At 44.8% G+C, this 25,435-nt stretch carries 24 protein-coding genes and 1 tRNA gene; 14 read left to right on the top strand and 11 right to left on the bottom strand.

Translation table 11 applies throughout. The features are described 5' to 3' along the window. The first annotated feature begins 164 nt into the window (after positions 1-164). Positions 165-1,169 carry a glutamine synthetase beta-grasp domain-containing protein gene (locus tag BST99_RS01400; RefSeq protein ID WP_105000213.1) on the top strand — a complete coding sequence of 335 codons (1,005 nt, stop codon included), beginning with the start codon at positions 165-167 and terminating at the stop codon, positions 1,167-1,169. 53 nt (positions 1,170-1,222) lie between these two features. On the opposite strand, the gene BST99_RS01395 is transcribed toward BST99_RS01400, so the two are convergent. Then, the gene (locus BST99_RS01395; protein ID WP_105000212.1) at positions 1,223-2,161 is read right to left on the bottom strand and encodes a calcium/sodium antiporter; all 939 of its coding nucleotides are present in this window, start codon (positions 2,159-2,161) and stop codon (positions 1,223-1,225) included. A 164-nt stretch (positions 2,162-2,325) separates the two neighbouring features. On the opposite strand from BST99_RS01395, the gene BST99_RS01390 reads away from it, so the two are divergent. The 6 genes from BST99_RS01390 (at position 2,326) to BST99_RS01370 (ending at position 7,102) form a co-directional block, all read left to right on the top strand. Next, positions 2,326-2,685, top strand: coding sequence for a BlaI/MecI/CopY family transcriptional regulator (locus BST99_RS01390; protein WP_105000211.1), 360 nt, complete (start codon positions 2,326-2,328; stop codon positions 2,683-2,685). A gap of 4 nt (positions 2,686-2,689) precedes the next feature. Continuing rightward, positions 2,690-2,902: a hypothetical protein gene (locus tag BST99_RS14260; protein ID WP_219843799.1), complete on the top strand. Its 213-nt coding sequence runs from the start codon at positions 2,690-2,692 to the stop codon at positions 2,900-2,902. Then, positions 2,841-3,539 (top strand): M56 family metallopeptidase, encoded by a 699-nt coding sequence (locus BST99_RS01385; protein WP_105000210.1) that lies wholly within the window; start codon positions 2,841-2,843, stop codon positions 3,537-3,539. Before BST99_RS14260 ends, BST99_RS01385 begins: the two co-directional genes overlap by 62 nt. Positions 3,540-3,621: 82 nt before the next feature. Further along, entirely contained in the window at positions 3,622-5,037 is a 1,416-nt protein-coding gene (locus tag BST99_RS01380) for a M23 family metallopeptidase (RefSeq protein WP_146106174.1), read from the top strand. Positions 5,038-5,534: 497 nt separating this feature from the next. After that, entirely contained in the window at positions 5,535-6,869 is a 1,335-nt protein-coding gene (locus tag BST99_RS01375) for an SPFH domain-containing protein (protein ID WP_105000208.1), read from the top strand. 80 nt (positions 6,870-6,949) lie between these two features. After that, positions 6,950-7,102: an SsrA-binding protein gene (locus BST99_RS01370; RefSeq protein WP_105000207.1), complete on the top strand. Its 153-nt coding sequence runs from the start codon at positions 6,950-6,952 to the stop codon at positions 7,100-7,102. On the opposite strand, the gene BST99_RS01365 is transcribed toward BST99_RS01370, so the two are convergent. Next, positions 7,099-7,611 (bottom strand): adenine phosphoribosyltransferase, encoded by a 513-nt coding sequence (locus BST99_RS01365; RefSeq protein WP_105002388.1) that lies wholly within the window; start codon positions 7,609-7,611, stop codon positions 7,099-7,101. The two genes, BST99_RS01370 and BST99_RS01365, sit on opposite strands and share 4 nt — an antisense overlap. Before the next feature lie 90 nt (positions 7,612-7,701). Between BST99_RS01365 and BST99_RS01360 the strand changes: the two genes are divergently transcribed. Continuing rightward, positions 7,702-7,775 (top strand) — tRNA-Arg (locus tag BST99_RS01360). 281 nt (positions 7,776-8,056) lie between these two features. After that, positions 8,057-8,848: a lantibiotic ABC transporter permease gene (locus BST99_RS01355; RefSeq protein WP_105000206.1), complete on the top strand. Its 792-nt coding sequence runs from the start codon at positions 8,057-8,059 to the stop codon at positions 8,846-8,848. Positions 8,849-8,867: 19 nt separating this feature from the next. Here BST99_RS01355 and BST99_RS01350 read toward each other — a convergent pair whose 3' ends face one another. Both BST99_RS01350 and BST99_RS01345 read right to left on the bottom strand, forming a co-directional pair. Then, on the bottom strand, positions 8,868-10,115 hold the full coding sequence (locus BST99_RS01350) for a DUF418 domain-containing protein (RefSeq protein ID WP_105000205.1): 1,248 nt from the start codon (positions 10,113-10,115) through the stop codon (positions 8,868-8,870). A gap of 113 nt (positions 10,116-10,228) precedes the next feature. Beyond that, a complete protein-coding gene (locus BST99_RS01345; protein ID WP_105000204.1) occupies positions 10,229-11,275 on the bottom strand; it encodes an SMP-30/gluconolactonase/LRE family protein in 1,047 nt (348 codons plus the stop codon). Between the two features lie 81 nt (positions 11,276-11,356). On the opposite strand from BST99_RS01345, the gene BST99_RS01340 reads away from it, so the two are divergent. Continuing rightward, positions 11,357-11,992: a hypothetical protein gene (locus BST99_RS01340; RefSeq protein ID WP_105000203.1), complete on the top strand. Its 636-nt coding sequence runs from the start codon at positions 11,357-11,359 to the stop codon at positions 11,990-11,992. Positions 11,993-12,007: 15 nt separating this feature from the next. On the opposite strand, the gene BST99_RS01335 is transcribed toward BST99_RS01340, so the two are convergent. The 5 genes from BST99_RS01335 to BST99_RS01315 all read right to left on the bottom strand — a co-directional run bounded on the left by BST99_RS01335 (position 12,008) and on the right by BST99_RS01315 (position 19,017). After that, positions 12,008-14,479 carry a TonB-dependent receptor domain-containing protein gene (locus BST99_RS01335; RefSeq protein ID WP_105000202.1) on the bottom strand — a complete coding sequence of 824 codons (2,472 nt, stop codon included), beginning with the start codon at positions 14,477-14,479 and terminating at the stop codon, positions 12,008-12,010. Further along, positions 14,460-15,827 carry an HTTM domain-containing protein gene (locus BST99_RS01330; RefSeq protein ID WP_105000201.1) on the bottom strand — a complete coding sequence of 456 codons (1,368 nt, stop codon included), beginning with the start codon at positions 15,825-15,827 and terminating at the stop codon, positions 14,460-14,462. The genes BST99_RS01335 and BST99_RS01330 overlap by 20 nt, the downstream gene beginning before the upstream one ends. After that, positions 15,828-16,958, bottom strand: a complete 1,131-nt coding sequence (locus BST99_RS01325; protein ID WP_245916151.1) for an imelysin family protein — start codon at positions 16,956-16,958, stop codon at positions 15,828-15,830. A gap of 118 nt (positions 16,959-17,076) precedes the next feature. Beyond that, positions 17,077-18,390, bottom strand: a complete 1,314-nt coding sequence (locus tag BST99_RS01320) for a DUF4856 domain-containing protein (RefSeq protein ID WP_105000200.1) — start codon at positions 18,388-18,390, stop codon at positions 17,077-17,079. Between the two features lie 255 nt (positions 18,391-18,645). Continuing rightward, positions 18,646-19,017 carry a hypothetical protein gene (locus BST99_RS01315; protein WP_105000199.1) on the bottom strand — a complete coding sequence of 124 codons (372 nt, stop codon included), beginning with the start codon at positions 19,015-19,017 and terminating at the stop codon, positions 18,646-18,648. On the opposite strand from BST99_RS01315, the gene BST99_RS01310 reads away from it, so the two are divergent. From BST99_RS01310 to BST99_RS01300, 3 genes are read left to right on the top strand one after another with little or no spacing between them, the layout of a single operon-like run. Next, positions 19,008-20,189, top strand: coding sequence for a hypothetical protein (locus BST99_RS01310; protein ID WP_146106172.1), 1,182 nt, complete (start codon positions 19,008-19,010; stop codon positions 20,187-20,189). The two genes, BST99_RS01315 and BST99_RS01310, sit on opposite strands and share 10 nt — an antisense overlap. Before the next feature lie 10 nt (positions 20,190-20,199). Next, positions 20,200-20,751: an RNA polymerase sigma factor gene (locus BST99_RS01305; RefSeq protein ID WP_146106171.1), complete on the top strand. Its 552-nt coding sequence runs from the start codon at positions 20,200-20,202 to the stop codon at positions 20,749-20,751. Further along, positions 20,748-21,155: a hypothetical protein gene (locus BST99_RS01300; RefSeq protein ID WP_105000196.1), complete on the top strand. Its 408-nt coding sequence runs from the start codon at positions 20,748-20,750 to the stop codon at positions 21,153-21,155. Before BST99_RS01305 ends, BST99_RS01300 begins: the two co-directional genes overlap by 4 nt. A gap of 492 nt (positions 21,156-21,647) precedes the next feature. Here the strand turns inward: BST99_RS01300 and BST99_RS14255 are convergent, their stop codons facing one another. Then, positions 21,648-21,800 carry a hypothetical protein gene (locus tag BST99_RS14255; RefSeq protein WP_181044124.1) on the bottom strand — a complete coding sequence of 51 codons (153 nt, stop codon included), beginning with the start codon at positions 21,798-21,800 and terminating at the stop codon, positions 21,648-21,650. A 332-nt stretch (positions 21,801-22,132) separates the two neighbouring features. Next, positions 22,133-22,840 carry an NUDIX hydrolase gene (locus BST99_RS01295; RefSeq protein WP_105000195.1) on the bottom strand — a complete coding sequence of 236 codons (708 nt, stop codon included), beginning with the start codon at positions 22,838-22,840 and terminating at the stop codon, positions 22,133-22,135. Positions 22,841-22,918: 78 nt separating this feature from the next. Between BST99_RS01295 and BST99_RS01290 the strand changes: the two genes are divergently transcribed. After that, positions 22,919-25,381, top strand: a complete 2,463-nt coding sequence (locus BST99_RS01290; RefSeq protein ID WP_105000194.1) for a beta-glucosidase family protein — start codon at positions 22,919-22,921, stop codon at positions 25,379-25,381. Positions 25,382-25,435 lie beyond the last annotated feature (54 nt).

The raw sequence follows: 25,435 nt of genomic DNA, 5'->3' as shown, positions 1-25,435 counted from the left end.
CTTCCGATTTTCGCATTTTATTCGCCATTTCGCTAGAAAACTTCAAATGGGATCAAGCCTATAGTCCGATGTTGATAAATTTTGATCGAATCTCCGTCAGGAAACTATTTTTTTTACCAAATCGTCTAATTTAGACGCCTTTAAGAATTAAAGGTTGACGCAAAATGAGCAAGTCTAAATTAGAGTACATCTGGCTGGATGGTTACGTACCAACCCAGGAATTGAGAAGTAAAACAAAAATTATTGAGGACTTCGACGGGAAGCTAGAAAGCTGCCCCATGTGGTCTTTTGATGGGAGTTCTACCCTACAGGCAGAAGGAAATTCTTCAGACTGCTTGTTGAAACCCGTAGCGATTTACCCCGATCCGGATCGTTTGAACGGATTTTTGGTAATGACCGAAGTACTAAACCCCGACGGTACACCTCACGCCTCTAACCACAGAGCACAAATTGATGACGATGACAACGATTTCTGGTTTGGGTTTGAGCAGGAGTACTTTCTGATGGATACCGAAACGGATCTTCCGCTAGGTTTCCCACGTGGTGGTTTCCCTGGACCTCAAGGACAGTACTACTGTTCCGTTGGTGGGCGCTACACTTGGGGGCGTGACTTCGTAGAAGAGCACTTGGATCTTTGCCTTGAAGCAGGATTGAACATCGAGGGGATCAACCAGGAAGTTGCTCCAGGACAGTGGGAGTTCCAAAACTTCGCCAAGGGCGCAAAGAAGGCCGGTGATGAACTGTGGGTAGCTCGTTACCTCCTCAACCGCATCACCGAGAAGTATGGATACTACATTGAACTTCACCCAAAGCCTGTAACAGGTGACTGGAATGGTAGTGGTATGCACGCTAACTTCTCGAACAGTACTTTGAGAACAGCTGGAAACAAAGAGACCTACGACAAGATCTGTGAAGCCTTCCGCCCGGTTGCTGCTGAGCACATTGCTGTCTACGGTGCCAACAACGATATGCGTCTAACCGGAGACCACGAAACCCAATCCATCGATCAATTCTCTTACGGAGTATCTGACCGTGGAGCTTCCATCCGTATTCCAATTGCTACAGTAGAGAGTGGATGGAAAGGATGGTTGGAAGATCGTCGTCCAGCATCAAACGCTGATCCATACAAAGTAGCTGCTCGTATCATCAAGACTGTCAAGTCTGCTTAAGAGCACTTCACCCTAAATGAAAAGCCACCTTCACGGTGGCTTTTTTATTGTCTTTAAGCCAAGGTGGAATAAACAAATAAGGTGTAGAGGGCCAAGAGAACAAAGCCATCCTTCCAGCCCAGACGCAATCCCTTTGGGAAGAAAACCAAGGGGAGGATAAGAAAGGAGATTCCCAGCATCCAGAAGATATCTCTTTCGAGCAAGCCTTCGTCAATGACCTTGATCGGGGTTACAATTGAAGTGATGCCCAGCACGGCCAACAAATTGAAAATATTGGAGCCGATCAAATTCCCCAGCGATATCGCTTTTTCCTTTTTAAGGACAGCGATAACGGAAGCGGCGAGTTCAGGAATGCTCGTCCCTATGGAAACTACGGTGATTCCGATTACCCGTTCGCTTACCCCAAAGCTACTGGCCAATGATTTGGCCCCTTCGATCAAGAGTTCAGATCCCGCCCAAAGCCCTGCACCTCCTACCAAGAGATAAAAGAGTGTCGCAATTAAGGACATGGGCTTATCGTCTTCCGGCATTTCATCAACGACCGCTGGTTTTTGAACACGTAAGAGATAGAATAGAAAGAGCACCAAAAGAACCACCATGATGATGCCTTCGAATTGCTGAAGTTCTTTGTCTTCGTAGATAAAGCCTACAAAAAGCAAAGAAGCTACCATCATCACAGGCCAATCTGTGGTATAGAAGCTTTTCCGTACGTCAATACTTCCCATAAGAACGGTGACCGCCAGGACCAAACCGAGATTGGCAATATTGGAACCCACCACATTCCCTAATGCTAAATCAGGAGAACCCTCCAGGGCTGCCTTGATGCTAACAATGAGTTCAGGTGCAGAAGTAGCAAAAGAAACCACCGTCATCCCAATGACAATTTTGGGAATGTCCATGCGGAGAGAAAGGGCTACCGCAGATTTAAGGAGCCAGTTTCCACCTGCAATGAGCAGAATGAGGCCACCGATGACGTATAAAAAGTTTTCCAAAGGGGTAAGTGTTTCAGCAAAGATAACGGTAACATTTGTCTTTCAACTTAGGGCCTTGTTACAGAGGCGTTCACAAAATTTTCCTAAAAAATTAGTTAAACTACTACGTTTTTAGTTGCGTAACTAAAATTTTAGTAATAGGTTTGGAACCAAGATAAAAGACTATGCTGAAATTAACGAACAAAGAAGAAGAGATCATGATGATCTTATGGCGACTGGAACAAGCCTTTGTCAAGGAGATCTTGGCCGAAATGCCTGAGGACAAACCCCATTACAACACCCTATCGACCATTGTTCGGAATCTCGAAGAGAAAGGATTCGTCGGGCACAAAGCCTTCGGTAACACCCACCGCTACCATCCGGTGATCAGTAAAACCGAGTACAGACAGAAGTACGTGAACGCGACCATCGCTGATTACTACGACGACTCTTACAAGAGTCTGGTTTCTTTTTTCGCCAAAGAAGAAAAAATCAGTGTAGAAGAACTAAAAGAAATCATCAACCTGATTGAAAAATCCAAATAGTCCCATGGAACTCTTTTTTATCTACCTGCTCAAAGCCACCGGTCTTTTATCCTTGTTTTTATTGTTCTACCGCGCCTTCTTGTATAAAGAAACCCACTTTCAGGTCTCGCGCTGGTTCCTTTTATTTACCATCGGTATCCTTTGTCCTGCCCCTCTTGACCTGGACCACCTATACCGATGTACTCGTGGAATGGCAACCCGTCCTGGTTCCGGCTAATTCGGTGGAACAGATCATTGAAGAAACCGGCCAAGAGTCTAGCTCCATTTGGTCGAGCTGGCAAGGCATGCTCCTCATGCTTTACGGTACCACCACCCTATTCCTCCTTGGGCGTTTGGCCTTTAAGAGCTGGCGACTAACTTCCATGCTGCAACGCTACCCACAACACAAGAAAGAAGGTTTTCGCTACGTAAAGTTGCCGATAAGCTACCCGCCTTTTTCTTATTTCCGCTACATAGCTTTTAATCCGGAAGCCTATCCGGAGGACGAGCTGGAGGCGATTCTAACCCACGAAAGAGCACACGCCAAACAGCTCCACTCGATCGATATTCTGCTTGCGGAATTGGTCCTCTGCCTGCACTGGTTCAACCCGTTTGCTTGGTGGTTTAGAAAAAATATCGAACAAAACCTGGAATTTTTGGCTGACCAATCCGCTACGGCAGAACTGGAATCGAGCCGCAATTACCAAAAGACACTGCTTAAACTCAGTATTCATCAAGACAGCCCAGCGTTGTCCGCATCCTTTTTTAATTCATTAATCAAAAAACGAATAGTTATGATCAATCAAGAGCCTTCATCCCCAGCAAAACGCTGGAAGTTCTTACTTGTATTACCCCTGATCGCGGTCTTTTATTGAGCTTCAATAAAAAGAAGTCCTGCGCTACAGCTATGCCAATGCCGAAGAAGTAAGCGCCTGGGAAGTATCTTTTATCAGTCCCTTGGCCACAAACCAAATCAACCGGATTACCTCCGGATTTGGCCCGGCCAAGAATCCTTTCAATGGGAATCTGCAACAGCACAAGGGCATTGACCTCAGTGCGAAAACCGGCGTACCTGTTTATGCAAGTGCTGATGGTCTTGTACAGATTAGCGATTACAACGAGAAGAACGGAGAGTACCTGCGTCTTGAGCACCAAGAAGGGTATGCCACGCGCTACCTGCACTTGCAAAAGAGAATGGTTGAAAAAGGCCAAAGCGTAAAAATGGGAGACCTTATTGGCTTCGTTGGAAGCACTGGTCTTTCGACAGGGCCCCACCTTCACTTCGAAATCTTGTTGAACAACAATCCTCAGGATCCTTTAGGCTTTATAGATTTTGGCCAAGCCGAAGAGCGCTACGGCAAAAAAGTGAAAGCCAAAAAGCCCAAAACGGCTCAGGGAGGGATCAATACCGTACGCCAGCCGCGCAAGCCTATGGAAGGGGTAAAATCCATTGACCTTATCATCAACAGCACGACGACCGATGCAGAGCTTCAAAAAATCAAATCGGATTTGGCGAAGGATGGAATCGACTTCTCGTACACCGTTGTTCGCAACGACGACAAAGAAATCATCAGCATTGAATTGTCCATGAACGGGAAGGGAGAGAACGGTGCCCAGTTTAACGGCAACTACAACCTCAACGGAGAGGAGCCCATCTCCCCTATTGCCATCCATTACGATGACCAGAGCAATCAAATTTCTTTCGGAAACATGGAATACAAAGGCAAGCGTATTCGAGCAGGGAACACCTTTGTCATTCGTGGAGACCGCAATGGTGGAGAAAAAGAAGAGCAAATAATTATTCTCAATGGCGATAAAACCCACACCTTTAAAGCAGACAGTATTGTTTGGAAATCAATAGGTGATAGTGTTCACTTCGAAACCATCGATATCGAAGGAGGAGCTGAAAAAGTGATTCGCCTGACCGATAAGCACAAGGTCATCCGAATTAAAGGAGATCTTAATGAGGATGAAATCATCCACTTAAATCCAAAAGAGGAGGTTGAAGTAGAGGTCATCCGAATTGAGGATAAGGACGAGAAAGGAAAGCACAAAAGCAAGCGCCGCAAAAGAAAGAAGCGTGTAAAGGAATCGGAGACCGATGGTTCTCGGGTAGTGATTCGCACCAACTCTAGCGATTCGGTTCGCGTCAAGGTGATCTCGGATACCGATAACGAATTTGTCGTGGTGCGCAATCATGGAGATAAAGAGCCCATGTACATCGTCGATGGTAAGGTGGTCGACAAAGACAAGATGATCCAAATGAATCCAGACAAGATTGAAAGCATCAATATATTGAAAGGAGAGTCTGCTAAAGAATTGTATGGCCGCAAGGGCAAAAACGGGGTCGTGGTCATTAACACCAAAAAATAAAGACTCAACCCAACCAATCAATCGAAAAAACCGGTCCGAAAATGGCTGGTTTTTTTGTGTTATGGATTTAGTGAAATTTCAGAATTAGGAAATGGCCTAATAAACGGATTGGCCATTTTTGGTTGTTTTTTAAACGAAACGCCCCTTGGTTTTCAAAATACCCTCAAAAAACCCCCTTCATTTGTGATAATCCGAAACCTTTCTGAATTTTTATAATTACAAACAAAAACTTTGCCCAAGGAGGTCACTCAAACTCTGAAAGATATTCCGTTTAAAAACTTACAGTTTCGTATTCTCTTTCATAGATTTCCTTCCAAATCCTTGGAAACATGACATTCCTCATTTTATATTGATCAAACATCATCAATCAAGGAGTTTATAATCATCAAAAAATCAGAACATCATGATCGCATTTATTGAATTTGTCGTGTCCCTATTTGTACACCTCGTTCAGGTACTGCTTTAAACAATTACTAACCTTTAACACCAACTAATTTATGATTACATTTTTCGGAATTTTAATAATTCTTTTTGGGCTCATCACCCTCATCCTAAATCCAATACTTAAAAACAACACCTTCTTTCAACGCTTTACCACGCGTCGAAGCATCCAAATTCTTTTAGTCGGTATTGTCTTCAGCATCGTTTCGGGTACGGTGTTTTACGCCGAGCCTGGTACAGCCTACGCAGTGCAATACCCTTGGGGCGGTCAAAAGGCCGTTTTTAGACAAGGAATCAACACCAAAATGTGGGGAAGACTTATTCCTATACAATTTGAACTACCGATTAAATACGTGATTCCTGGTCGGGATGGCGAACTTGGAGAGCAAAGTGAATACGCCAATGTTGACGTGGCCAAATACTGGGCTTTCAGCGATGCGGTAAAAGCCCGAATCGCGACTTCCGTGGTCATCAGCATCAACACACAAGATGAAGCGCAGTTCTTATCTGTAGCCGATCGAAACAAAACTGAAAAAAACCTAATCCGTTCGCGGATTATCCCCAACATTGATCAGTCGATCAAAAACACCTGTAAGCTCATGGATGCCCAGGATTATATTTCTGGACAGGCTTCGGATTTTGACCGCTATTTTAAAGATCAACTCGAAAACGGAATGTATGTTCTGGAAGAGTACAACGAAAGTGAGAACCGCGAGGTAATCGGAGATTCTTCTACCGTGAGAACGGTGGTGAATCAAGAAACCAAGCAAAAACGCTTTCGGATTAAAATCAAAGATGGTCTTCCCGTAAGGGAGCCAGGCAATTCCCTCAAAGGGTACGGACTGACCGTCGTTCAGGCGGTGGTTACCGAGATTGACTGGGAGGAGACCTTTGATAAGCGTCTGCAATTGCAAAAGGAGGAGGTGGCACAAACCCAACTCGAAAAGCAACAAGCCGAGCGTGAGTTTTACCGGGCACAAAAAGAGAAAGCCCGTGGTGAAGCCGAGAAGGCGGCCGAAAGAGCCCGTCTAGAGAAAGAGCAGATCCAAAAAACGATCGCTGCAGAGACCGAAGCCAAAGTGGCTGAGTTCAACCTCGTCAAAGAGAAGAAACAATTTGAGGTGGAAAAATTCAAAGCCCAGAGTAAGAAGGTCGCTGCGGATGCAGAAGCCTATCAGAACGCCAAGCTCGTAAATGCGGGACTTACTCCGCAAGAAAGAGCCGAGTGGGAATACAAAACCGCCGTTGGCGTAGCCAGAGAGCTCAAGGCCTTAAAACTTCCCGAGTTTTATATTGAAGGAGGCGGAAAGGACAAAGCCCAGGCCAATCTCCTGGAATCGCTGATCGGAGCTGATCTGGCGAAGACCATGCTAAAAAGCAACAAGCAATAGCAAATTGACACGACCTGCGATTGTGATGAAACCCGGCCATGTGCCGGGTTTTTTCTTTCTTTGCAGCTCAACCAACCGCAATGAAGCAAAGTTTCTTCCAAGGGCTCGCCAAGGTCAACAAAGCAGTATTACCCTCTTTTACGAAGCAAGGTTTGGATTTGGCGAAAGCCAAGAAGTGGCAGTTGGCATTGGTTGGCTACCGCTACTATGTCACCTGCCAGGCGCTGGGTTAATAATGTAATAGGGATTGAACGGAATACGCAGAGATGCGTTCGCGTCCTTTTAGAAAGTCCAGTTCAATTAAGAAGTTGCATTGAACCACTACTCCACCGGCTTGTTCGACGAGCTTACAGGCTGCCTCGGCCGTCCCTCCAGTAGCCAGAACATCATCGTGAATCAATACCCGTTCCCCTTTTTCTATGGCATCCGTGTGCATCTCAAGAACATCTTTTCCGTATTCCAAGCCATAGGCCTGCTTCAAGGTGGTATGGGGCAGTTTACCGGGCTTTCTCAAAGGAACAAAGCCAGCATTCAGGTGCATCGCTAAAGCCGGTCCCAGGAAGAACCCGCGGCTTTCCATGCCCACCACTTTGTCAATTTTCAGGCCTTGGAGTAAATCCAGAAGACCTTCCTGAACAGCTTGAAGCGCTACAGGATTTCCCATCAAGGGGGTAATGTCCTTAAAAACAATGCCTTGCTCAGGGAAATCAGGGATATCCCGAATAAATTCATTAAGATTCATGGAAAACTGAACTTGGGAGTTTGAAGTAAATTTAAAAAGAAATATATTTGCACCCCTCTTGAAAATCATCCTTCAAGAGATTTACCAAAAGGCCTCGTGGCGCAACTGAATAGCGCATCTGATTACGGCTCAGAAGGTTGCAGGTTTGAATCCTGCCGAGGTCACTTAAGAATGAAAAGCTCGCCCTGCAAGGCGGGCTTTTTTATTTGAATGAGATGGAAGCTCGCTTCCTAATCGAAATGAAAATAAAAAGGGCCTAAACCGCAGGTTTACAAGCTTTTCATTTAGACTACGGAGCTTTGTCAGGAAGGGCGAAGCCAATCCTTGCCACAAAAACATCTTTCCAAAATGGAACACCCTATAAATCCCTATCTTGGAAAAAGCAATCTTCATCACTAAAACACAATTAGACTAATATTCGGTCGCCAACTTTAATTGCTTTACCATGACTAAAAAAGATACCGCTCTCAAAATCTTGGTGGCCTTGGCCTTCACTGTTGTGATTGCTGTGAACTACCTGGCCAATGCCTTGCCTATTGGAGGAGTTACGACCGGGGAAGCATCCGATAAGCTAGGCAATCTATTTACACCAGCAGGCCTTACCTTTTCCATTTGGGGGTTTATCTACTTGCTTCTTTTAGGGTATACCATCTACCAATTTGGCACTGGACAAGGGCTGTCTGAAACTGATGAAAAAAGTAGCACCCGTATTCGCCAGTTTTTCATCATCAACGCCCTGGCTAACATTGCCTGGATTTTTGCCTGGCATTATGGGATTATTTGGCTGTCCGTATTGTTGATGCTTGTTTTGCTTATCACCCTCATTAAGATTGCTGATATGGTTAACACCCGCAAGCTCACGGGCAAACAGAAACTTTTCATTCGACTACCCTTCAGCGTGTATTTTGGTTGGATAACCGTAGCGACCATCGCCAATATCACCGCCCTTCTAGTCAGCATTCAATGGAACGGATTCGGTATCAGTGAATCGATTTGGACCTGTTTGATTCTGGTGATCGGTTTAGTGATTGGAATCCTGCGCATGAATAAAGACTGGAATAGAGCTTATGGTCTGGTCTTTGTTTGGGCCTACTCGGGTATTCTCTTAAAACATGTGTCCCCTTCAGGTTTTGACGGAAACTACCCTTACATCATTGGAACGGTAGCCGTTTGCCTGACGGTCCTGTTGATCAACGCAGGTAGAATTCTAATTAAAAAACGCGTTGACATCCACTGAGTAGAACAACTCAGTAAGCCTAAAGCTTTCTCTTTAAATACTTTTTGACGCCAAGGGGAATCACACTGGATGGCAGAGCGTGCAAACTATACACCCACTTTGAAAGATTCTTCCACAGCTCTTCAAATGGACCGTAGTTGTATCGATCCAGGGAATAGGTGGAATAGAAAGCCAGCATCAAGAAGACAATCATTCCTAAGAGTAGCCTCCACTCTAACCCGAGCGCATATAGCCCAAAGCCGAAGCCGTAAAATATGATAACACACAAAATCGATTGCAGCAGATAATTGGTCAAACTCATTTTTCCGACATTCGAGAACATCTTTATGAACCAAGATCTCGGATCAGTGGATTGGTGAAGCAGCAGTACAGAGCAGATCCAAAAGCTGGTAATGACCAATAGGATAAACCATTTCCAAAGATGGGTAAGCGCAAAAGTCATGAACCCGTTCGAAGAGAAGGAGTTCTTAAATATTCCTTCTATCCCTAGTCCGCCCATATAGAACTTCATCCAATACAGAAGTCCTACGGCAACCGACAAGACGACAAAGACGTGTTTAGACCAATTCTCCGACCTTTTCAGTAATCGCCTTAAATCGTAGGTGGTGATGAGATACCCCAAAAGGAAGAAAGCAAAAATTCGATGCATCCTCGGACTGAGCATCTTTTTGGTAAACGCCTGTAACCAAGAGGTCTCCATATTGTAGTAAATCACCTCAGAGAGGCCTGAGAATTGATAGATAGGACCTCGAATGCGTTGATCTACCAACTCTTGTTTGAATAAATCCCCCTGCACAAGTAGGAGCGCGGCCGGTATGAGTTGAAAGAAAAAAACCAAGAATAGAATCTTGATATAAATCGGCTTAAGCCCCTTGACTAATAGATACAGCACAACAGCCATAATGGCATACTTCGAAAGTATATCACCGGAATAAATCATTAAATGCGCAAATCCAAAGACAAAAAGAACCAGGTTCTTGGAATAAAAAAACAAGGGACTGTCGTATTCCCTTTTCATTTTGGCCTGTAAGCCAAAACTAATTCCAAAGAGCAGAGAAAAAATCAAGATGAATTTACCGGCGATCAGAAAATTGAGGGTGGCTTCAAATTGGCCAGAAAAAAAATCCCCGAAAAGACCTTCATAGGAAGTTGGGTAGAGTACGTTGAATTGCTGTACGCAGTGGATAAGTAGGATCCCCAAGAGGGCAACGCCTCTGAGGAAATCCAAAAATGGAATTCTACCAGTATTGGTTTTTACAGTCTTCATAGCATAGTAGGGCCATGCAAGATTGTAAAACCTACTGAGTATGAATTATATAATTGCCCAACGCGGCAATTACTCGACAAGCTGCCTAAATTGACTAGTCCCTATCAGAAGTATCACCTCTTCAAAATCACAAAGTGATCATCCATAACATTACCAACTATCACTTTGTTTTGGAAGACCGCAGCCGTTGAAGAGGCAGAAATATTGGTGCCGTCATCCACAAAGAAGGACTCCAGGATGTGGCTTCCATCCTGTTTGTAGACCAACCTGATTATTTCAGAAGGAGCCTTTGCCTTCTTGCCTTGGCTGTAAGACTTAAAAGCCATTAAGTTGGGATGACAGCCGATCCATAAATCCCCATTGGTATCGAGTTCGATATTATCTACACCAGTATCGCACGGGATGCTTTTGAGCAAGGTCAAATCTCCGTTGCTTTCTCTGTGGTACACATTGACCGAGAATCCCCGGGAGGAAGCGATATACATCAACTCTCTTTCTGCATCGTAATTGATTCCGTTGGCATAGGCCAGGCCGTCGGCCACCGTTCGGTATTCTTGTCCGTTATAATGGGTGATTTTGCACGCAGCCTTACCCAGATAGTTCTCTTGAAATTTCCCCCAAGTGCTGCTAGCGTTTTTGTCATTGGTAAAGTAAAACTCCCGATCTCCGAGAGCAACAATATCGTTGGGACTAAACATCTGTTTATCGGTCAAGGTTTCCTCAAACACCAAGCTATCTCGATTATGTAAAGTAAAGACCTCCACCGAATTAACCTCATCCACATGATTAATTACAAAAAGTCGGTGTCGGCTACTATCTAATCGAACCATGTCGATGCCGTGGGGATGAAACGCCTTTTTAAAATTCCCTGAAATCAATTTCGGCCTTGCCCCTTCCTCTTGTAAATCCATAAAATAGAGACCATCCTGATGATCAGCATCCGGATATTGCACCCCGCGTTTGGTGGCAGAAATAAGAACAAATTCACCTTGCTGACTAACGGTTAAATCTTCCGTACCATAGAGAGGAATCGATTGAAGAATTGCCTGGGTATTCGTATTTTCTACCTTCCTAAAAAAGCCTGTGGAATTTAAAATATAGGCCGCGTAAACACACAATAAAAGAACAAGTGCTGACAGGGAGTAAAGAAGTCTTTTCATTTGCTTGGCATCATAAAGACACAAGATACTAAAGCGAACCTGATCCGCATTTACCCAAACGAATAGATCAATAGAGAGAATATGGTTTTAAATATCAGGACGATTTCCAAATACTTCATCGAGTTCTTAATTGTCGCCTTTGGTGTTTATCTAGGCGTTTACGCTGGCGAAAAACAAAGCGAAAAGAAAACCTACGAAAAGAAAGAGAAGTCCCTCACCTTTATTATCGAAGAGCTCGAAAACAACAAAGCAAAACTAGACTCAGCCTATGCATATCACCAATCGATTGAGCTGGAGTTTGATGCAAATCGCAATAAGGTAAAAGAATCGGACTACCTCAAACCCTATATTGGGAATACCGTGTTTAAGCACACGGAAATTAAAGGCTGGAAGGGCTTAGGCTATGCAAACTTGAATGATACCGCCTTTGAAGCCGCCAAAATCTCCGGGATCATTCAAGAGTTTGATTTTGAGACCGTTCAAGCCATTTCCGAGGTTTATAATTACCAAAAAGAATACGCTGATTTTGCGAATTCACTTCTACAGAAGATCCTCAATTTTGATTCTTCCACCACCGTTGTTGATATCATGAGTGTGATCGATCAAATGGGCAACGACTTAAAGAACTTTGAATTCACCTTGAAGGAATCTATTTCAAACTTGGTATCCCAGCTAAAGTCAGAAGAAAATAAGGAATCCATCAACTCCAGTAAATAAGTCTGCGCCCCCCTTCTACAACTTCAGCTGAAGAGTGGTGTAAAACGTTCTGGGTTCTGCCGGAATAATTCCCGGACCTGGGTAACCGGTTGCACGCCGAGTAAAATAGGAGTTATTCAATACGTTATTGACTCCGGCCTCTAACTTGAACATTTTCCAGGAATACGAGAACGAAAGGTCCATGATATCATAGGCTGGGATTGTCCCTTCAATACCCCTTTGGTTGTCATTGATATCCTGAGGAGCATTGGTCGCATCTGTAAACTGCTCCGAGAGATAGGTATACTGCAGACTTCCCAAAAAGTTCCCGTAACCAAAATTCAGTCCAGTCTTCAAATTGACTTCCGGAATAAATTCGACTTTGTTCCCCTCCACATTGTTCTGCTCGGAATCAGTATACTCCGAATTTGTCAGAGCCAAGTTGACAAAGAGATTCAGCTTCGCTTTCTCTAGTCCCGGGAAAGCAACTTCTTTGATATTCCAATCGGCAAAGGACTCCAAGCCATAGATAAAAGCGGTTCCGATATTCCCCCGAAAGCGCACCACTCGGCCAGTTTCGACCTCTTCGCCCAAAGCATTGGTTCGGGTTTCGTTCTTGAGAATTTCGCCCAATCGGTTGTCGTAAAGCAAGCCAAAGGCACTCACATCATAGGTCAAGGCATTCTTTACGCGGCCTCTAATCCCCAGGTCTGCCGTGAATCCGTCTTCATCCGATATATTGGGATCGATTTGAAAAGAAGGGTTAATGACGCGGATATCGCTAAAAGTAACCGAGCGGTAATTTTGAGAAAAATTGGCGTAAACTTCCAAGTTAGCTGTAGGCTTGTAGGACGCCCCTAGTCCCAGCAGTAAAAAGTTGCGCTCAAAGGTACGGTTGTCTTCAATCTCTTCATTGAGCAAGGGGTTACCCGCCAGATCCAAAACGATGTTGCGGAAACTCCCTTCGCTCTCGGTCTTGATGTATTCAAACCGAAAACCTGGGGTCAAGGAGAATTTTTTAGAAAGATTGAAAATGTTCTCTCCAAAAAAAGCCATATTCAAATTGGGGAATTCAAATTGCGACTGCCGCTCGTAGTTCGGAAAATCCTGATCGGCGAAATTGAAATCCGGATCGTTGCTATTACTTCCAGGACCTTGCCTCTGGTCATTCGATGTTTGGTAATACTTTGCCCCCAAAAGCAGGACGGCATCGGAATCGTTGATTTTATACCGATTCAGAACCCGGGCCTCTGCTCCCCAATTCTGAAAGTTGTCGGCCAACAATTCGCGAGGTTCGTTGGGATCATCCGGTTGAGAAACCCGGTTGGTTCGGAATCCCAGAGCTTCGCGGGAAGCGTCTAATGAAAAGAGGTTCAAACTAAAATCGGTATTGGACGAAAACTGATGCTTGAAAAGTAAGGAATAGAGTTTCCAATCCACACCAAACCAATTGCGCTCCCTGTTGCTAAATACAGGATCTTGTATGAACTGAACATCGGTCAATCCTCCGGGCTGTTGAGCCAAATAATTGAGCATGGTCACTTCAAAGGCCAAACTGGTTTTTTGAGAAAATTGATATTCAAAATGTCCGAAGTAGTTCCGGCTATCAAAATTGGAGTTGGGTCTAAACCCACTCCCCTCTTTGTAATTGAAATAAGTGTAGTAACTGAAGTTCCCTAACGTTCCGGTAAGGCTGTTGAAACTGGTTTTTAAATCAAAGGAACCCACTGTTTGTCTGGACACCCATTCTATCTTTTTATTCGGGTTGGGTTTCTTGAACTTGAAGTTAATAAGGCCGCCAAACTGAGGCCCATACTGCAGAGAAGCCGCTCCTCTAACCACCTGAATTTGATCCAGTGCCTCTGCCGGAGGTGTGTAGTAACTTTCCGGGTATCCCAATGCATCCGCACTGATGTCGTAGCCATTCTGGCGTACATTAAAATTGGCGGTTCGGTTGGGATCGAGCCCCCGGCCGCCAATGTTTAGCTGAAGTCCTGCATCCCCGTAATCGAATATATTCAGGCCGGCGACTTGGTTGTACAATTGTCGAGGGTTATTGGCCGCTAGGTTGCCGGGGATATTACCCACCAAAACGACCTCACTCTTTTTGCCGGCATAGATGGCCGTACCTTCAACCGATTTGAGCTTTTGCAAAGCGAAGACTTTTTCTCGCTCCTGAGTAATAACGACCTCCGAGAGTTCTTGAGCAGCAAGAGGTTGTAATTGAATCCGAAGAGCAGTAGACGAATTGATCTCAAGTTGCTGTTCATAAACCCGGTACTCCAAGGCAAAAACGACCACGTCATAAGTCCCGAAGGGGATTGCTTCAAGCACAAACTCGCCTTTTTCATCGGATATACTCAAGGTCTCTGTTTGCCTGATATACACCTCGGCCCCTACAACAGGTACACCCTGTTGATCAACGACTTGACCCCTAAGGCGTTCTTGACCCATCAGGGTAGCCGTTATAAGCAGAAAACAAAAAGTGCTAAATACCTTTAATCTCATCTTTAAAAGGAATTATCCATTTTTTATGGCGAAATGACTCTTCTTCACTCACCAGGTTTACGTTCGGATCGACATAAGTAGTGCTTCTCCTTCCATTGAGCGTCACCTTACTCTCGACATAGATCTCAATATTTTTATGCCCCTGACTTTCAAAATGGTCTTTTAAATAGTGAGCGTATTCCAAAATAAAATCCGGCTGAAAACTCATCTGCTTTTCCTGAAAAGGGGTCAAAAAGTCGGTATTGTCTACATAGAACCACTGGCCGGTCCTGCCGTCGACTATTTTGAATTGTGCGTAGCCTGCCTTTTCCATCAACATCACCCGCCAAGAGAATCGATAACCCTCTTCCGTCCAAAACAATTCTCCTGGATAGGCCAGATACCGCCAGGGTAAAAGCAATTGAACAAGCAAAAACAAGGAAACGACTCCGTAGACTGTATTCCTTCTTAAACCCGAGCTCATCGCGTAAGAGAGCCCATTGTCAAACACCTTTGTTTTAATCCGGAGCAGCCGAGAAAGGAAATTCAAGATTTGCTGGTGTAGGGGGCTGTCAAAGAAGATCAGGGTAGAGACAATCATGATGTAAGGAAACATCCCAATATTGAAGAGTAGCCGAGTCAAGATGTGGAAAACAACCACAAAGAAAAAGGCGACCTTTCTCGTCGGCTTATACAGCAGGAAAAAGGGTATGGTCAAATCATACAAGGCTCCAAACCAGCTAAACATATAGTGCACCCATGGCTCCCCCAAGAGTTCACCAATCAGTGGCGTATCGGCTTTGACCGGAAGCCAAATCTTCAAAGGCAGAGCTTCCACGAGCCAATCGGAATTAAGCTTGGCTAGCCCAGCGTACACATAAACAATAACCAGCAAAACTTTGATCGCATCTACATTCCAACGAGGGATAAACTGAAATCTTCTCGTGGTATTCCCCATGGCATCAAGAGAGAAGTAGGCGTTTGCAGGTAAAAAAATCAGCAAGAACGAAAGTATACTGATGAAATAGTAATGGTTCAGGTAAGTGGTTTTGTCCATCAACTCGATATAGGTGAAAGACAGAAAAAACACGACAATAGAAAGCCTGTATTTATATCCTAGTGTTACAAAGAGGGCCGTGATACCGCAGATTACAAACAAGAGGTAGGTCCAATTTCCGATCGGTTTTACCCACTCAAATCCGTAGTACGAAAAATGGAAGCCAGGCTCCAGGTAAAGGCTTTCAATCCATCCGTTATACCAAAACCGCAGCAGACTCCAGACCATCATCAAACCAAAGAAAACACGAAAGACCGCCAAAGTGGCGGCCTCCGATTTCTTTGAAAGATAGGTCTGGATTAAGTCCTTCATCTAGTCTCCATCGGCATCGACAAAATCAATGGCTATACTCATGGCCGAAACCATATCGACTTTGAACAGAGCCACTGCCCCTTGTACTTCATCATATGCGGCAAACATATCCGCCGCTGGGCTGTTATTTTCTAACTCAGCCCGAAAGGGTCCCAAACCACTTACCGCAGTTCTGGCGCTGGAGAATTGATTGCGAATATCATTTCGTAAAGTGATCTGGTTAAGAGTGGTGAGGTAAGAGGCTAAACTCTCTCCGGTACGCGAACTTCCAAACGCTTTTCCGTTAAAAAAGTCTTCAACTGTACTAAGACCAGCCAAGAATAACTGATTGGATAGCTGGGGGTAATAATATGCCTCAACCAAAGTTGGTGTTTGAGTACGAGAAAAAACGCCCAGAGGAATTCCCATCTTTCCTGCTCGAAGGAATTTCTCGTAGTAGAAGATAAAATCGTTTACAAAGCGATCAACCGAAGCCGTAGCCGAAGATCCATCGTTTTGAACAAAGGTATCGCGGTATCCATTTTGCCAAGCATTACGAACAGTGGTCACCCGGGTATCAATATCATTAATTACCTCCCCTAAATAAGCGACATGAGCATCCCCTGTTATGGCATCGGTGTAGACCTGAACTATTTCGGCATCGTTCCCGCCAATTCCATTAATCAGGTAATCCAAAGCCGCAAAACCTTTGGAATCGCGGTTGGAGGAAAGGTCTAAATTGTAGCTCCCTGAGGAGATGTGCGTTCCAATTAAAGCGACGTCCGTAGGGTAGGTATTGACATTCAGCCTTAGTCCATTGTCTTCCGCAGGACCTACTTCAAATGGAGAAATCGATTGCCAACTGAGGTAGGCGTCTACCCAGGAAGAACGCAAGGCGATCAGATTCGACCCACTTCGATCATTTTGAAAGCTTTCGAAGTCGGCCTTGAAGGCGGCGTAATCAACTAGAAACTGGTTGTAAGAAGGAAGAATAATGTTGTCTGCCCAATTTTCCAGCATCGCTCCCCGATCAAAGGTCAGAGACACTCCATCATCATCCGTTATAGGGGTATCATCCCCTGTGCTTGAGCAGGCCCAAATAAAAAGAGCCGATAAAATTGTTAAGATCCAATGGGCTTTTCCTTTCATCATTTTTATTCAGATTAATTCTAAATGGCAGGCAAAAATAAAACATGTTCGCTTCAAATCCGCCCTTATCTTGATTTTATTTGATCTAAATAGCTTTAATTTTCAAGCGCTTCTGCAGGGGTTATTCAACCTCCGCTACACTGAAACTAAATTTTACAGCAATGGCCTCTGCTACCGAATTCAAATCGGCAGTTGTCACACCCCAAAACCCATTGGTTGGATTATTGTAAATAGTGTCCAGGAAGTCCTCCACTTCTTGTCGAGTAAAATAGAACTCGTCATTGGTTCCCGGCTCCAAAAGAAACTGTAGACTGTAGATGAAACCATAAGCTTCCGATAAATCATGAAGCCTTGTCCCGGGACTGGCAGCCATATTTCCTCCGGCTTTTAGGTAGTGAACGGCACGGACAGCAACCACAAAAGCCACCTGTTCTCGTAGGATATCGGCCTGGACATCTCTTTCGACATAGTCTTTATTTATAATAGCAGTTCTACCTGCTTTGAAGGCTTCGAAAATAGTTTCTGCCGTACCCTCAAAGTTGGCCTCGACATTGTCTACATACTTGTATAGGAATTCATCATCGCCTGAGCTGAAATCACCTGGAGTTCCTCCTTCGAGTAGTGCAGCTAGGGGATTAGCACCGTCGGCTGCTAGACCAAAGAAGTAGCCGTAAGCCTCGTCCCAATCGTGCTCCAAATCGGTATAGGATTTGCCATCGACAATAGTTCCTTCGTCATTGGCAGCCTCAAAGCGCTCAAGGTTCCCCGGAAAAGTGTAGTTACCTACGATCTGATCAGCCACAAAAGCTCCTGTTAAGCCTTTGATGAAGGCTTGGTCGTACTCCAATCCTTTGGCATTGACGTATCGCGTTGAGCTACCATCGGCGATTTGACCAGCATTTCCAGCAGCCGCTACCGTGTTCCAGGCCGGAAAAACCTCATTCACTTGACCTGTTACAAAGCCTTCAAAATCTGCAACTACCGCTGAGGAAGCAATAGAGGGCATGAAGTTTTGAAAAAAATAAGAACCAGCGGTTTTGTTTCGTACCTGCTTGTCTGATGCATTCAATTCCGCATCACTAAAATCAGCAACCCCCTCTTGGTGATTGTAGGCGGCCATAATTTGCGCTTCCGTGGAGGTATTGTCTCTAAGAAGTCCAAGAATTTCTATTGCCATCATGAGGCGCGTGGTTTGTCCACTAAAACTCACCGTCGATTCTCCATTTCTTTGAAAGCTGTAGATCGCGGGGATTTCAGTAACGGTCGTACAGGGAGCACAAGAACTGCCTCCGCAGTCTACCCCGGTTTCATCGCCATTCTGAATCCCATCAGTACAAGTTGCGATGGGATCGACGGGGCCATCATCTTCTTTTTCGCAAGCGATAAAAACGAGACCCGTTAGCAAAGCCAAGGAAATATATTTCAGATTTTTCATAGTTAAATGGTGTTATAACTTCAATAATTCGGGGTCGAAATTAAAGTTCAAAAACATAAAAACCTAGTCTTATCTATATTTATTCTAAATAAAAATAGATTTTAACATTTAACTCTTTACAGGCAACTGAAGGAATATCCCTTTCCCAAAACACCCATTTTATTCCTTTATAAAGGCTCACTAAAACAGGCCGTAGGACTTCATAAAAAACCACAGCGCAGTGGCTGTGGTTTTTCTTTTAGTATTGTCTTCTGACTACTTGATTAATTCAGTGAGCACATACTCCAAAGCTCGTTCGGCGGGAACATGATGCTCTGGGGTTACTCCTACCTGATCAAGACGCTGCCCGTCTGCTGCTAAATAATCCGAAATAGATAAAAAGACACTGTAGTCCTCATTTACTTTAAAGGCTTGTCCACTGACCACGGCCCAAGACAACCCAATAATAAAGGTGTTTCGCCAGGAATAGGTATAAGGAATGAGTCTCTTTAAATCGAAGCGCATGCCGGCTCTTATTCGGTTGAGCAATTTTACCGAAAGGTACTCAATCAACTTCTTTTGAACCTTTTGATTTTTGAAGTGTACTATCTCAAAACGAACATCAAAATACCCTTCACATGAGTACATCAATTCGGCCCCTTACCTGTCTTGGTATGAGCCTTCTGTTTAGCTTTTCTCTTTTGGCTCAGAAACCCAAAAAAATTCTCGGAATTGCTAAAGAGGTACATCCAGTTTCTTACTATGAGGAACAATCTTCCCTTTGGCAAAAAGAGCTCAAAAAGAGTCCGGCCAATACCGAGGCATGGGCCAATTATTACCGAGCAGAACGAGCGAAACTCCAACTGGAGCAACCCGACCTTTGGTCCGATGGCAAGAATGATTTTTACGCTCAATTAGACCCCATTCTGGTCAAGGCCAAACCCCACATCGGTGAGACCTTTGACTACCAATACATCAAGGGGATGAATACTCCTCGAGCAAAGGCGATCCGCTATTTTGCAGCGGCTTACCGCATCGACCCCGATCGACCGGAAGTCTACGGCTGGCTACTGGCGGTGTATGTGCCCGAATTTGAATCAGCGAAATTGAAAGATCTCGCTCCTCGAATGCTCCAGAGCAATATTTACAGTAACGCCAGTTTGAAGTGGAACTACAATGCATTGCAATCGATCGATCAAAACGGGATCATTATTACCAATGGCGATACCGACAGTATGCAAAAATGGGTTCTGCAGTACGGCGCTGGTATTCGAACGGATGTCCTGGTCATCAACAAATGGATCTTAGCTACCGAAGACGAGTACCGCTCAAAAGTGCTCAAATTACTGGGCATTCAATCACCAGCTAAATTCCAAAAGGACTTTAAGAATATTACAGCCTATGCGGATTATCTGGCTGCAGAAGTACTTCGTGGCAGTAATCGTCCAGCCTACATCTCTGGCGGAACTGATTTGGATTATTTCAAGCAATTCGGATTGGAGAATAAAATGTACCTGGTCGGAAACGTGATTCGGTACTCCGCCCAGCCGTTCGATAATACCGCCGCGATGAGAACCAATTTTGAGCAGAAGTACTACCTGGATTATCTCTTGCAAAACTTTCAAACCCATCCGGAAGATCAAATGGTCAAAGAGCGTATGAATTTGACTTATCTGCCGGCTTTGATGCACTTGCGCAATCACTACGCCCGTACCGGTCAAAAAGTGAAATACAAACAAGCTTTAGTTTTTATTAATCGCATTGCCGAGGACAGTGGTCGCAAAGACGAAGTACTGAGTTGGTTTGACCGGGCAGACTAAAAATCCTAATTTGAATCCGGACCATATTCAGATGCCCTTAGACGATCAAAGACTAATGCAAGAGTTCACCTCCAGCGGAAGCCGGGAGGTGTTCTCTTTGATATACCAGCGCAATCACCAGGACCTTTTCCGCTTTGTCACCTGGCTCAGCGGAGATTCAGAACTGGCTCGCGACATTACCCAAAACGTCTTTTTAAAGGTCTTCCGAAAACCTCAGCTCTTCGATCCGAACAAATCACTCAAAGTTTGGCTTTTTTCGATCGCCAAAAACCAATGGAAAAACGAAATCCGATACCACAGTCTCCGACAAGTGGAACAGTCAGCGGAATCTTGGAGTACCCTTGAAGTTGAAGAACCTCTCTTCAACGCTAAGAAAAACTTGGTTCAAAAAGCGCTGAATCGTCTGTCTTTTGACCACAAAGAGGTGGTTTTGCTCAAATACAGCAACAACCTAACCATTGCCGAAATAAGTGATTACCTGGAATGCAGTGAAGGCACCGTAAAATCCAGGCTTTTTTACGCCTTAAAAAAATTAAGAGAAGAAATAGCACAACAGTCATGAAAAACGAAAATATTCCCTCTGAGCTCTTTGACCTGATCGCTGATAAATCTTTTGAAGAGCTCACTTCAAAAGAACGCCCCATGGTAGAAGAATGGTTAACCGCAGAAGAGTACTCGGATTACCGTTCCTTCGTCACGACCATTCGGCAGACGGATTCAGAACGTGATTACCAACTGTCGGAAAGGAGCTGGACGCAACAAAGTGCCTTGAATTTGAACAGATTGGCTAACCGGCCCATACCGGCTTACCAGGTCGCTGCTCTGGTCTTATTGGTATTCGGCTTGAGCTTTTTACTTCCGACCTCCTCTTCCCCCGAGAAAAAAGAACCCGTACTGGTCGAAAACACCGAAGGAACCCCGATCAGTCAGGACTCCTATCCGGAAGATCTTGTATTTAATCCCTAAAAAGAAACCACGCCTTACGGGGCGTGGTTTTATATTTTCCTCAGACTTTAATCGAGTCTGTAACCTTCGGATTCTGGCCTCATAGCCTGGCCTGTCCGCATTTTTAATTCATCGCTGTGATTACCAATGTCAGTACAATGAAAAAGAATGCAACAGAGGCAACGTAGCCCCATGCGAATAATCTTCCTGTGTCTTTCATATTACTTTTATTGTTGTTCGAAAAATACGTCGGCAATTCAAATCTAGATCTCCACTAGGTTCTTTTTGCCAAATTCCAATTTTGTGAAGTTGTCTCTGTTATAATGACAAACTTACACCCGGTAATTCGCGAGAATGTCAATAAAAGTAGTTGTTCATTGAGGCCTGAAATCTCGCCTTTGTGAAGAGGTGGTTTGACTACACCGTTTTCGAAAAGACCCTTTCTGCAGATTTCGAATTTTTAGCTGGAAAAATTAATCCATAAAAGGCCTCGCTTTAGCTAAATACTGGATCTTACTCCCTGAACACATCGATCATCCATCGACCTTCAAGATCCAAACCGTATGGGGTGGCATTTAAGGCAATTCCAAGCACCCTGGTGCTTTCTCTTACGATTAGATCCGTACTGGTCGATTCAGCCATTTCGTCATCGGTAGATATCCACAAGGCGGTTTAAGCGTCCGGTAGGATTTTACGATAATTAAGGGAAGCCACCGCCACTTTGTTTTCGAGCAGTTCTGTGATCTGGTCCAGAAGATTATTGTTGCAGATAAAGGTCTTTTCTCCCCCATTGAATCCAGCTTCTTAAATGTAGGTAACCAATGTCGTTGGTACAGGTGATGGAAGCGAAGTAGTCTCAAAAGGAAAAACTGCCGGGCTTTCTTCCACATCATCTTCTGATGTCTTTTCCAAGTAATCTTCTTGGGGTTCGATTCATTCGCTGTACGACAAGTAAAAAGCAAACAGATTCCAAAGCCTTAATCACGTCCCTAAAAATGCTATTTTGCCCTGTATTGAAAAGGAGCTCGACCCGGTTTATCGGTCCTTTTTTGCGGCAGACGTTCAAATTTGCCGCTCGATAACATCTTCTTTTGGAACCGACTGCGGTCCAGTTCTTGCTCCAAAATAGTTTGATGGAGCTGATGCAATTCTGGCATGGTGAATTCGCTGTTGAGGAGGTAATGGGAGGCCATTTGCTCTTTGATGTCTCTCTTTAATTTTTCATGAGCAAACAGAGCAATGTCCTTGTGATCCATCCACATTTCGGGTAAATCCTGTAAAGAGAACCAGGCGATATCTTGATTATACTCCCCTTTAACCGGCTCTACATCGCGAATATTGACCAGGGAATAGTAGCCCAGCGTTACAAAGCGATCGTTAATCCAGAACTCGGGTTTCCACTCCAGCTTATAACTCTCGAGCATTTGCTTCCACTGCTGAGCAAAGGATCGATCTTGCTTTCCGAATACGCTTAAAAACTCCCGATGACCGTGCGTTAAACCGGTGCGTTCCTGAAGCACTCTATCGACCGCTTCTTCAACGGACTCTGTTCGTTTAATCAGTCCCCCCGGTAAATTCCAGCCCTCATTGGTCTGCAAGAGCAAGCATTTTAGTTGCCCCTCCTCATACCCCAGAATAACATGATCCAAACTGAGATTGGGCAGATAACTCTTGTCTCCATTATGCAGGAAATCGGAAACATCCATACCACAAAAATAAACTTTTGTGTCAGTTCGCCACAATAAATAATTTATATTTGTGTCATTCTGCCACAAACCAAAGAAATGAAAAAAGTACTGAAGAAAATCGGAATAGGATTGGGAATCATTTTACTCCTTATAATTATTGTCGTTCTATTCACCGCCAATAAATTCAAAAGCACCTTCCTTGATTTTGAAGATGACTACGTCGAAAAAGCGCAATTCAGCGACATTGAGGTAGACGGCCAGCTTTTTGCCGATCGAAATGGCAACAGTACTCTTGATCCTTATGAAGATCATCGCCTATCTCTTGAAGAGCGAGTAAGTAATGCCTTGAGCCTGATGACTCAAGAAGAAAAAATTCACCTGCTCAAAGGGTCCGGACTTGCCTCTGCCATGGGTCAAGTAGAACCAGGCACCGGAATCCCTGGAGCGGTGGGAACCATCGTTCCCACTCCCCGTTTGGGATTACCCACCATTTATCTTTCTGACGGACCAGCCGGCTTGCGTATACAACCTGCCCGCAAGGGTGAAGAGAGAACCTACTACTGTACGGCTTTCCCTATTGGAACCTTGATGGCTTCTACTTGGAATACTTCGCTGGCCCAAGAAGTCGGTCAGGCCATGGGTAAGGAAGGAAAAGAATATGGAATCGATGTGATTCTGGGGCCAGCAGCCAATATCATGCGCCACCCTCTATGTGGCCGTAATTTCGAGTATTACTCGGAAGATCCGCTGCTCTCCGGGAAGATGGGTGCCGCCCTGGTCAATGGGATAGAATCTAATGGTGTGGGTACTGCCGTAAAACACTTTTTGGCCAATAACCAAGAAACGAATCGCAACCTGAACGATGTTCGGATTTCGGAAAGAGCCCTGCGTGAAATCTACCTCAAAGGGTTTGAAATCATGGTGGAAGAATCACAGCCCTGGACCATCATGTCGTCCTACAATAAAATCAATGGTACTTATGTGGCCGAAGACCGCAGAATCCTGACGGATATTCTCAGGGATGAGTGGGGGTTTGAAGGCTTGGTTATGACCGATTGGTTTGGTGGATACGATCCCGTGAAAATGGTCATGGCGGGTAATGATCTCTTGGAACCCGGTACAAACAACCAGTGGAAAGCCCTTAAAGCAGGGGCAGAAGAAGGCACTCTTTCGTCAGAGGCTATCGACACTTCCGTTCGCCGCATCCTGCGCCTGGTCTTTACCTCACACAAGATGAAAGGGACCGAATACAGCAATGAACCGGATCTTAAGGCCCACGCCGCCCTAACAAGGCAGTCTGCCTCAGAAGGCATGGTTCTTCTCAAAAACGAATCTGCATTGCCCTTGACCAACCAAAACAATATTGCGCTTATCGGAGTGACTTCCTTTGATTTTATCGCTGGAGGAACAGGCTCTGGAGATGTCAACGAAGCCTACTCCATTTCTCTGGATCAGGGGCTTGAAAATGCTGGTTTTACCGTAAACGACTATTCCAAAGAGGTGTTTGAAAAGCACAAGGCCGAGAATAAAGAAGGCTTCCAAAAACCAGAAGGCATGGACGCTATTTTCACTCCCTATATCCCTCCTCACCTGACGTATACGGCTGAAGACCTGGTCAAAATGGCGGAAACGGCAGAAGCTGCGATTATTACCATCGGACGCAACAGCGGAGAAGGTGGAGATCGGTTGCCAGAAGGGGATTACCTACTGACGGAGGCCGAAAAACAAATGATTGTGAACACCTGCGAGGTCTTTCACGCAAAGAACAAAGCCGTGATCGTGGTACTCAACATTGGAGGAGTCATTGAAACCGCTTCCTGGAAAGAGGCCCCCGACGCCATTCTTTTGGCCTGGCAAGGAGGGCAAGAAGGCGGTAACTCCGTCGCTGATATTCTTAAAGGTGCTGTAAACCCCAGTGGAAAGCTCCCCATGACCTTTCCTGTAAAACTGGAAGACCACGCCTCTCATGCCAACTTCCCCCTTGTGGGAACCCAATGGTCCTTGCCCGGCATGCTGATGGAATTGATGCAAGGTCCCCCCGAAACCAAACCCGAAGAAGAGCAAGAGCGAAATATCGATTTCACTCTGTACGAAGAAGACATCTTTGTGGGCTATCGTCATTTTGACCATGCTGATCTTCGGGTTTCCTATTCTTTTGGATACGGTCTGTCCTACACCACTTTTGAACTCGATGAGCTGAAGACGGAAATCCAAGAAAACAAAATCATTCTGCAGGTTAAGGTGACCAATACGGGAGAATTGGCGGGAAAAGAAGTAGTCCAGGTTTATATCGGAAAAGGAGAATCGGCCGTCGAGCGTCCGGAAAAAGAACTGAAAGCCTTCGCGAAGACCAGTGCTCTTTTACCGAGTACCAGCCAAACCTTAGCCTTTGAAATCCCTTTAAGTGATTTGAGCTATTGGAATGAAAATCAGTCCTCTTGGGTGGTTGAACCCGGAGACTATTTTATTCAACTGGGCAACTCTTCCCGTAATATTTTGATTAGTTCAGAGATTAGTATCGGAGAGGACGGAGCTCGGGTAAAACCAGAAATTCAATAGCCATTAGTCTTAGAATTATGGGCGAATTCCTTTTCTTGTACCGAAAAGAGAGCA

This window comes from Aureicoccus marinus, assembly GCF_002954325.1.
GTDB lineage: Bacteria > Bacteroidota > Bacteroidia > Flavobacteriales > Flavobacteriaceae > Aureicoccus > Aureicoccus marinus.
The sequence above is the reverse complement of the archived record's forward strand: the minus strand, read 5'-3'. Positions and strand labels throughout refer to the sequence as shown.